At 58.2% G+C, this 2,149-nt stretch carries 2 protein-coding genes; both read right to left on the reverse strand.

What is annotated here, in order from left to right; all coding sequences use genetic code 11:
* Window positions 1-159 (reverse strand): ATP-binding cassette domain-containing protein (locus B3797_RS19335; RefSeq protein ID WP_311791926.1); only part of this gene is annotated, 159 nt, incomplete at its 3' end.
* Between the two features lie 35 nt (window positions 160-194).
* Window positions 195-2,149, reverse strand: a 1,955-nt coding sequence (gene fhuA / locus B3797_RS19340; RefSeq protein WP_311791923.1) for a ferrichrome porin FhuA, incomplete at its 5' end; no start/stop codon positions are given.

The raw sequence follows: 2,149 nt of genomic DNA on the forward strand, positions 1-2,149 counted from the left end.
CAGCGTGGACTTGCCGGAGCCGTTGTGGCCGATAAGCGCGGTGACTTTGCCAGGCGGAAAGGTTAATGAGAGCGGATGCAGCAGCGTGCGGCCGGGCACGTGAAAGCTGACATTATCCAGCGTAAAAGTGGCTGCGTCGTGCGGAGGCTGCATGGTCATCCCAGGTTAAACGGGCGCCGCGGCGCCCGGTTGCATCAGAAACGGAAAGTAGCGGTGCCGATAATTTGTCGCTCCGCGCCCCAGTAGCAGGCGTAGTCGCGGTAACAGCTGGCCACATAGTCGCGGTCAAACAGGTTTTTCACGTTGACGCCCACTGACGAGCCAGGCAGACCGAAACGGCCCAGATCATATTTCAGCGTCGCATCGACCGTGGTGTAGCCAGCGACATCAAAGTTCTGGTTTGAGTTCGCGCCGTTGCGCTCATTTTCCTCATACAATCCTTTGCTTTCGCCGACGTAACGCACACCTGCGCCGACGGTGACGCCGGAGAGCGCGGTCTCATGGAAGGTATAATCCGCCCACAGCGACGCCATATGCTTCGGCACCTGCACCGGCGTGCGCCCTTTCAGCTGTGTATCGTGGGTATATTCCGCGTCGGTGTAGGTGTAGGCGGCCGTCAGGTCGATATTGGCGTTAACTGCCGCTTTCGCCTCCAGCTCTACGCCGCGCGAGCGGATTTCGCCGCTCTGCACGCTGAATAATTTATTTACCGGATCGGCCGTCAGGTTTTTAGTTTTGGTCAGCTGATAAACCGCAGCGGTCATGGTGATCGGGCGATCCTTCGGCACATATTTCACGCCCGCTTCATACTGTTTGGCGCGTGAAGGATCAAAAGCCTGACCTGCGTAGGTAGAACCAGAGTTGGGAATAAAGGCTTCGCTGTAGCTGAAGTAGGGCGCGATACCGTTATCGAACACATAGTTCAGACCGCCGCGCCAGGTAAAGGCCTGATCGTTCTGGCGATCAAAGGCTCCGCTAAAAAGATTGTATACCGACGTCATGGCGTAATCGTAACGGCCGCCCAGCGTCAGCACCCAGCGGTTCCACGCCATCTGATCCTGCGCATAAAGGCCGGTCTGACGCTGTTTATCAAGGTGCTGGAAAGGATCGAACGGCGTAACGCTCTCATCGCCATATTGCGGGTTAACGGCATTCAGGCTGCTGGCGGTGCCAAATTGCGCATTGATATCGTTACGCGTGCGCTGGAAATCCACGCCCAGCAGCAGCGTATGGTCCAGCGCGCCGGTGGCGAATTTAGCCTGCGCCTGGGTATCGACGGCGAACTGATTCAGCTCTTCCTCAGAGACCGCCGAACCGCGCGTAATGGACTGGGTAGCGGCATCAAAGCCGTTGCCGTAAATGCTGCGATAGTCGGTGCGCAGATCGGCGTAGCGCAGGTTCTGACGTACCGTCCAGGTCTCGTTGAAGCTGTGCTCGAAGTTGTAGCCCACCATTTTGGTGTTGCGCGAGATTTTGTTGCTCTCTTCGCCTTCATCAAAATTAGTCGGCAGCTTGTATTCGCTGCCGTCCGCGCGCCTGATCGGCACCACCGTACCCTGACGCGGCAGCCAGCCGTAATAGCCGGTTTCCGGCTCGTTCTGGAAATAGGTCAGCAGGTCGAAGCGGGTGTTTTCGTCCGGGCGCCAGCTGAACGAGGGCGCAATGGTGTAGCGTTTCTCTTTATTCCGTTCCTGCTGCGCGTCGGCGCTGCGCGCAAGGCCGGTCAGGCGGTAGCTGTAGACGCCGTCGTCATCCAGCGAGCCGCCGAAATCGAACCCGGTAGAGAAAAGGTTGTCGCTACCCATCTGGAACTGCACTTCGCGCAGCGTTTCCTGTGTTGGACGCTTGCTCACCAGCGCCACTACGCCGCCGGGATTGCTCTTGCCGTAGAGCACTGAAACCGGGCCGCGCAGCAGCTCGGCGCGCTCCAGGAAGTAAGGATCGATAGCGAATTCAGAATAGTTGTCGCCCTGCAGCTTCAGGCCATCAAGATACTGGTTGGTGTTGGTTTCGCTAAAGCCGCGAATCGACAGCGCATCGATCACCTGCGAGCTGCCGCGGTTGCCGGTCAGGACGCCCGGCGTGTAGTTGAACGCCTCTTTTACCGATGTTACCTGACGCTTTTCCATCTCTTCGCGCGTCACCACCG

It is taken from the genome of Pantoea sp. UBA5923 (assembly GCF_002431095.1).
Taxonomy (GTDB): Bacteria; Pseudomonadota; Gammaproteobacteria; order Enterobacterales; family Enterobacteriaceae; genus Pantoea; species Pantoea piersonii.